Raw genomic sequence first — 7593 nt, 5'->3', positions numbered from 1 at the left:
GGCGTGCCCTTTCAGGATTTCATTCATGTCATGGACCGCTGCCAGAAGGCGGGGGTGAGTGATATTGGCATCGCGGCTAAAAGTAAATAAAGCGTGGAACCTATACATCACATATATATTGTCAAGGAAAACTCAAAATGCTCTACAACTCAATGAAACCATTGTATTTTGCCATGATCACAGCTGGATTTATTATCAGCACACCATTGCTGGCAATAGCAGATTCAAATACATCTATAAATGTAGGCGAGGTAAGCGGTTCAGCCAACGTCAAACAAACGCCAACTCAAAAGAAACTTAAAAAGTTGGACACTAAATATACCAACAAACATATTTTCAGAGAAACTCAATCAGCCGTTGTTCTTGGCACACAAAACAAAAAAATGATAAGCCCAAATGCAGGCGCTGCAGAACTTTTAGCAACAGCACCAGGCGTGCATATCATGAGTGAAAATCCACAAAATGGTTCAGGTAGATATAATATTTCAATAAATGGGATGGGTGTTGGTTGGTGGAGTGGAAATACTTATAGAAATCAGATAAGCGTTTTATTTGATGGGATTCCAATGAACAATCAAATTACTAATGATGGTCAATGGAATTCAAGTCAAATTCCAATTTTGGCAATGATTCATGGAGTTAACGTCATTTACGGGCCGGGTAACCCTAAAGACCGATGGTACGATAGCTTGGGCGGAACTATTAACTTTGTTCCATTACAACCGAGCGCGAAGGCAAATGCTAAGGCGAATTTATCATTTGGCAGCTATGGTAGCAAAACTGCCAGCTTTTCATTGAATACCGGAGATTTTTATGGGTGGTCAACAGTCTTGGCTGGTGGTTATACAAGTGCAGACTCTTTTTACCAAAGCCCAGGCAATTGGCCACAACACTCTTGGTCTGTTTATATGAAAACAGCGCATCCATTTTCAAATGGTATGTTGACATTTGGTTTTTATTATGAAAAATCAGACGCAACACATAGTCTCACTGTACCAGTAACACCTATAGCAGGATATACTGTTAATGGGTACGGTAAACCAGGTCAATTATTAAGCCAGCAGACAAGTGGTTACTATTACGTTCCTTCATCAGATTTATGGTATAAAGATGACATAGTTGACTCTTACATATTGTATTCACAGCAGATATTTAATTTGGGTGGAGGATGGACACTCAAAAATACACCATGGTATCGTCATGCATATCGACTGCATCAGGCTTACTTTAATTACGGTGCCACTACTTTTAATCCAGAAGCAGCAGAACACTACGCTCCGACTAACAACTCATTCGGAGATCGATTAGGTGTTAGCCTCCATTCTCATTATAATGATATCAACATCGGTGGCTGGCTATCTTATCAACAATATAATACGAACGAAGAACTATGGAACCCTTTGCTGGGAACTTCACAAGGTAGCCCTTATGTATATAACAACGTAGAATTTAATTCTTTATTCAGTAATTTTTATGCGCAAGATACTATCAAATTAATGGATGATCATTTGCGTATAACGCCAGGACTTGCTCTGGCTGGATTCTATACATCCATGAGCGATTTAATCAATCCTGATAGCAAATCACTATACTTAACAGAAACACCTGGTGCCAAGACAAACTTCACTCGTTTCGAACCATCATTAGGAATAAATTACAAATTCCTGAAGAACTTTTCTGTATATGCAAATTACAGCGAAACTTATCAAAACGAAACAGATTTGGCTTATGGTGCTTATTTACAAAAGATTGAAATCAATCCATCGGATATACCAGTCACAAAAGCTGTAGATTATGAAGTAGGTATAAGATTCCACAACAAGAGCACAAACATAGGAATTAACTACTATCATGATTACTTAACCAACCTTTTAAATGGTGTTTCCGGATCCATAACACAATTCAATGCGTCAGGGTATAATTTGGGTAATGCTATATATCAAGGTGTCAATATTTATACCAAATGGCGTCCAATCTGGCAATTATATGTGTACGGATCTGCAAATGTTCAACACTCTTATTACACTGAAGATTATAATAACTCAGGAACGTCATTTAATGGCATGAGGTTATCAGGAATACCTCACTATTCATTTAATGTATCGATTTCCTATAAGTTCAGGACGCCTTACGGAGTTCTCGAACCTGTCTTGACAGATCAGTATTCAGGTGGCCAATCACTATATAACAATGTTACAGGCGGGCCAACAAATCAAACTATCAATGCATATAACATAGTAAACCTTTCTGCCAGTTATAAAACATTTGCATTGAATCATATTATACCCGGCGTTAAGGAAACAGATTTTAATGTTGGAGTTTATAATTTGTTAAATAGGAAATATGAATCAGATATTTACCTGGCAACAGGCGGATACAATCCACAGGAAAAGCCTTCGTTATTTGCTTATGCAGGTGCACCTCTACAGGTATTTGGTGGAGTGACAGTAAAATTCTAATTCGTACAAATTTAGGAATTATCGAAATGAAAAAAAATTTTCATATTGAGAGTTTAATCTCCCAATCAATAATTGCTTTGTTAGTGTTTTTTGGTCTGACAGCTTCAAGTCAGGCAATGCAATACTATCATGGGCCTCTCGTCCAGGCATCCAAGGGGTGTTTTAATAAAGATTCAGAGGCAATCAAAGCGCTAGCCCAAGGATCAAGCAAAGGAAATTATGAGGATATCCAGGCTTATGCAGCATACTGGGTCTGCAAAACGCAACCTGAAAAGGCCATCCCATTGTTAAAAAAATCCAGCAACATGGGAAATGGCTGGTCTAGCCAGATGCTGGCCCATTATTCACTACAAAAACCACAAATTGATGGTACAACAGCGCTCAAATATATGAATCGTTCTGCTTTGCAGGGAAATGCTTGGGCTGCAAGAGAATTGGCTAATATTTACCTCAATGGTTTATATGGTATAGGTGTAGATCTCCACAAGGCGTCCTACTGGGCACTTTATGCTGAAAATGTTAAAGAGATTGTCCCTAATACATTTTATTTAGCGGCCAGTTATCGCAATGGCTGGGGTGTACCCAAAAACCTTAAAAAAGCAAAACAACTCTATGCTGAAACTATGCATGTTCTCAAGGAAGCAGCTGATGGTGGTGATCCTTATGCCGACATGCTTTTTTTTGAGTTTTATACGAAATATAGTCAGGATGTGGGTATGAAAAAAAATATGCGTCAAGCTAGCTATTGGTTGAATAAAGCCGCAGCAAAAGGCTACCCACCAGCAATAGCTATTTTAAGTGCCAAAAAGGAGCGTATTACCCATGAATAATTATAGTCGCAGAGATTTTATGAAAACCATGCTTGCCGCCAGTGCAGCAACGGCAACTTTACCCTGGTCTATTCAGCGTGCCTTGGCCACGCCTGCAAACTCGATCAGTGGTAGCATTGAAGATGTTGAACATATTGTGATCTTCATGCAGGAAAATCGCTCATTTGATCATTACTTTGGTCATTTATCAGGCGTGAGGGGCTATAATGATCGCTTTCCCTTGCCTTTACCTGGTAGTAAATCAGTATGGGAACAACCACGTCTTGCTGATGCCAATAAAACGATCCTACCTTATCATTTAAATACCCTTACCAGTTCAGCCCAGGTTATTGGTGATTTGGACCATAGTTGGTACAGCACCCACGCTGCTATTTCAGGAGGAATTTATAATTCTTGGCCGCTAGCAAAAACAGATAGAACTATGGGCTATTACCTCCGTCAAGACATACCCTATCACTATGCTCTCGCCGATTCTTTCACTGTATGTGATCACTACTTTTCATCTATAGCTGGTCCGACGCACCCAAACCGATGTTACTTGTGGACTGGAATGGTGGATCCTACAGGCGAAGGCGGCGGCCCCTTAATCAACAACAACGATTATGTTACCGATCCTAAAGCCTATCCACCAGTATTTTGGGCCACTTATCCAGAAAGACTACAAAAGGCCGGCATTAGCTGGCAAGTCTATCAGGAAGGCACCGAAATAAGTTTGGAAAAACCTTTTGAAGGCAACTATGGGGATAATCCCTTGGCCATGTTTCGCCAATATGTAGATGCTCCAAACGATTCTCCTTTACGGAAACGTGGTATTTCAGTCCGGACCCTTAAACAGTTTCATGAAGATGTTGTACGCGATCGTCTACCTCAAGTTACCTGGATTGTCGCTCCGGCAGGTTATACCGAGCACCCCTCTTACGCACCAGCCTATGGGGCTGTATACATTGCGCGTGTATTGGCGGCATTGACGGCAAATCCAAAAGTTTGGTCTAAAACCGCACTGTTTTTGAATTACGATGAAAATGATGGTCTTTTTGATCATGTTATGCCCCCACAACCTCCCACCCCAGTCCGTCCCGGCAAAAGCACTGTCAGCACTGAGGGCGAAGTACATAACGTAGTCAATCCACAACAAGCCCCGCTATATGTTCCAGATGATCTTCCCTATGGTCTGGGCGCAAGAACGCCGATGCTTGTGATTTCTCCATGGTCTCAAGGTGGTGCTGTCTGCTCTCAGGTATTCGATCACACCTCAGTTATTCGTTTTGTAGAAAAGCGATTCGGAGTTAGTGAACCCAATATAACGCCATGGCGGCGCTCCATCTGTGGAGATCTTACTTCGGCTTTTGATTTTAGCCGACAGGACTTGCGCAAATATTTATTACCCAGTACAGCCAATAATTTCTCTCTGGTTAAACAGGCAGTAGAACGGCTACCCATGCCTAAAGTCCCAGAACCAGGCTCACAACAAACAATTATTCCACAAGAATCTGGTCAGCGAACGAGCCTCCCTATTCCTTACCTGCAAACGTTAAATCTGAGTGCAGATGAGAGTGGGTATCATATACACTGCAAAAATCCCTCGTCAGTTGGGGTTTGTTGCTACGCCTATTGGGATGGCAGCACGACTTTTCCACAACGCTATACAATTGGCGCAAGCCACCATCTAGATGATCATATTCCTTATCCAGAAGGTGATGCAATCATGACCGTATATGGTCCAAACGGGTTTATTCGTAAGTTGCATGGTAAGGGTAGTTCTTTGTTGGAAGTTGATGAAGTCTATTTACCATCTGGTGATCTGAGATTGAGAATCAAAAACCAATCTAAAAAATCGCGATCTTTGTCAATTAAAGATATTTCCTACGGAAGCTATGACAAAAGATTGCGTCTTGATGCAAATGAAATCAAAGAAATTGATTTTGCTCTACAATCCAGTCATCACTGGTATGATCTCGCGATCAGCGATGACAGCCACCAATGGCGAATAGCTGGGCATGTGGAAAATGGGCGATCATCCTTAACCGATCCGGCTAATTCCAAGCCTGTCTTATCTGTGTAGATCTATTATCAACTACAAAAACCATATCATGGATAATTTAAAATCCTGGGTATGGTAGCGTATTTTGTCATAAAAATGAAATATTAATATGCTAGAATTACGCCACCAAATACTACGAAAATTGCAAGAGAGCTAATCCGTGAAACGTAGAGAATTTTTAAAGGGTGTGGGTCTTGGAGTCAGTCTCACTGCATTTTTAGGTAGTTCTGTTGCGCGCGCTGCAATGCTCCCCGCAACTGGTCGTTCCGGAACCCTGGAAGACGTAGAGCACATCGTTGTGTTCATGCAGGAAAATCGTTCGTTTGATCATTATTTTGGGCAGTTGAACGGGGTTCGTGGTTATAATGATCGATTTCCATTAACTCTACCTAACGGCAAACCCGTTTGGTTTCAGGGTCGAATGGATGACCCATCACGGGCTATTTTGCCATTTCATCTGAACACCCAAAAAACTTCTGCGCAATTCATACAAGACCTGGATCATAGCTGGGCATCACAACATGGGGCAATCGCCGGTGGCCTCATGAATGCCTGGCCATTAAATAAAACCAATATGACTATGGGATATTTTCAGCGCCAGGACATTCCATTTCATTATGCCCTGGCAGATGCTTTTACGGTATGTGATCATTATTTTGCATCTATACCTGGCCCAACAGAACCGAATCGCTGCATGTTATTTAGTGGAACCATTGATCCGGACGGAAAACATGGTGGTCCTTTGATTGATGATGCCAACTATTGGCCAGGTAATGGACCTAATGGATACCATAAAACGGAACCATTCACATGGCCAACATACGCAGAACGGTTACAAAATGCTGGAATAACCTGGAAAGTATATCAAGAGCAATTACACACTATTAATCAAAATCCCATGACCGGTTGTTATGGAGATAATGCGCTGATGTATTTCAAAACCTTTGCGAATGCACCCACCAGTTCCGAGCTATATCGTAGGGCAGTTACCGAAGGAGGAATAAAAACTCTTCGCGAAGATGTAAAAAATAATCGATTACCTCAAGTTTCCTGGATAGTTACACCGGCAGGTTATTGTGAGCATCCTTCTTATCCACCGGCTTACGGTGCCATGTATATTGCCCGAGTGCTGGATGCATTAACGAGCAACCCCGAAGTATGGGGCAAGACGGTTTTGCTTCTGGATTACGATGAAAACGATGGATTTTTTGATCATGTACCGCCGCCACAGCCACCAACGCCCGTTAGACCGGGTCAATCCACAGTCAGCACGGAAGGCATGGTCCACAACCAGATAAAAGCTGATTGGCCGGTTCTATACAGTCCTGATCAACTTCCGTATGGGTTGGGCCCTCGCGTACCCATGATAACCATATCTCCCTGGAGTAAGGGAGGATACGTTTGCTCAGAGGTTTTTGACCATACCTCGGTGATTCGTTTCATTGAAAAACGCTTCGGAGTCAAGGAATCCAATATTGCCCCATGGCGACGTGCAGTATGTGGAGACCTGACTTCTGCATTTGATTTCACTCGTCCCGATGAACGACATGTCTCTCTTCCCAGTACTGTAAATTATGTAGCAACAGTTCATCATGAATCTACCTTACCTGCCCCAGAAGTACCTGAAGAACAAGCAGTGGCGATCAATCCACAAGAAAGAGCTCTGAGGCCGCGACGACCAATTGCCTACGACACGCGGGTGCGTCTGGAAGCAACCAACAATGGAGTTCGTCTTAAAATACACAATCCATCGCCAACAGGTGTTGTTTGTACTGCTTATTGGGATGCCAGCACTGAGCTTCCATACCACTACACCGTTGGAAGTGCCGGCGATCTTGAGGATGAAATCTCTATTCCAAAAGAGCAAAAACTGGCATTCACGGTCTACGGACCTGATGGATTCATTCGAAAATTAGCAGGTACCGGCCCATCCAGTTTATGGATAGATGAATCCAGAAATAAAAATGGAGATTTGGTCCTTCATTTACAAAATAGATCCTCGAAAGACCAAGATGTAAAAGCACTTGACCGCAGTTACGGTCAGGACAAAAGAGCACTGAAACTGGCGGCCGATTCAAGCACACAAATTACTTGGTCATTAGCCACAAGCCATCACTGGTATGATCTCGAAATAACGACAGATAACCACTCATGGCGGCTTGCTGGTCACATCGAGACTGGAGAGGATAGCTGGTCAGATCCTGCCAACAATAAACCAAAATTAACCTAGCAATTAAACAGATGGTTCATTCCCTGCAATCCA

General features: G+C 42.2%; 5 protein-coding genes. All 5 read left to right on the top strand.

What is annotated here, in order from left to right; translation table 11 throughout:
- A partial coding sequence (locus tag HAP95_RS17095) for an ExbD/TolR family protein (protein WP_368356562.1) occupies window positions 1-90 on the top strand: 90 nt, incomplete at its 5' end.
- Between the two features lie 47 nt (window positions 91-137).
- A complete protein-coding gene (locus HAP95_RS06430) occupies window positions 138-2459 on the top strand; it encodes a TonB-dependent receptor (protein ID WP_215883464.1) in 2322 nt (773 codons plus the stop codon).
- Window positions 2460-2485: 26 nt separating this feature from the next.
- Window positions 2486-3289: a tetratricopeptide repeat protein gene (locus HAP95_RS06425; protein ID WP_215883463.1), complete on the top strand. Its 804-nt coding sequence runs from the start codon at window positions 2486-2488 to the stop codon at window positions 3287-3289.
- Window positions 3282-5351: a phosphocholine-specific phospholipase C gene (locus HAP95_RS06420; protein WP_215883462.1), complete on the top strand. Its 2070-nt coding sequence runs from the start codon at window positions 3282-3284 to the stop codon at window positions 5349-5351. Before HAP95_RS06425 ends, HAP95_RS06420 begins: the two co-directional genes overlap by 8 nt.
- A gap of 139 nt (window positions 5352-5490) precedes the next feature.
- Window positions 5491-7560 (top strand): phosphocholine-specific phospholipase C, encoded by a 2070-nt coding sequence (locus HAP95_RS06415; protein WP_215883461.1) that lies wholly within the window; start codon window positions 5491-5493, stop codon window positions 7558-7560.
- Window positions 7561-7593 lie beyond the last annotated feature (33 nt).

This window comes from Acidithiobacillus sulfurivorans (assembly GCF_018853815.1).
GTDB classification, from domain to species: Bacteria; Pseudomonadota; Gammaproteobacteria; order Acidithiobacillales; family Acidithiobacillaceae; genus Acidithiobacillus; species Acidithiobacillus sulfurivorans.
The sequence above is the reverse complement of the archived record's forward strand: the minus strand, read 5'-3'. Positions and strand labels throughout refer to the sequence as shown.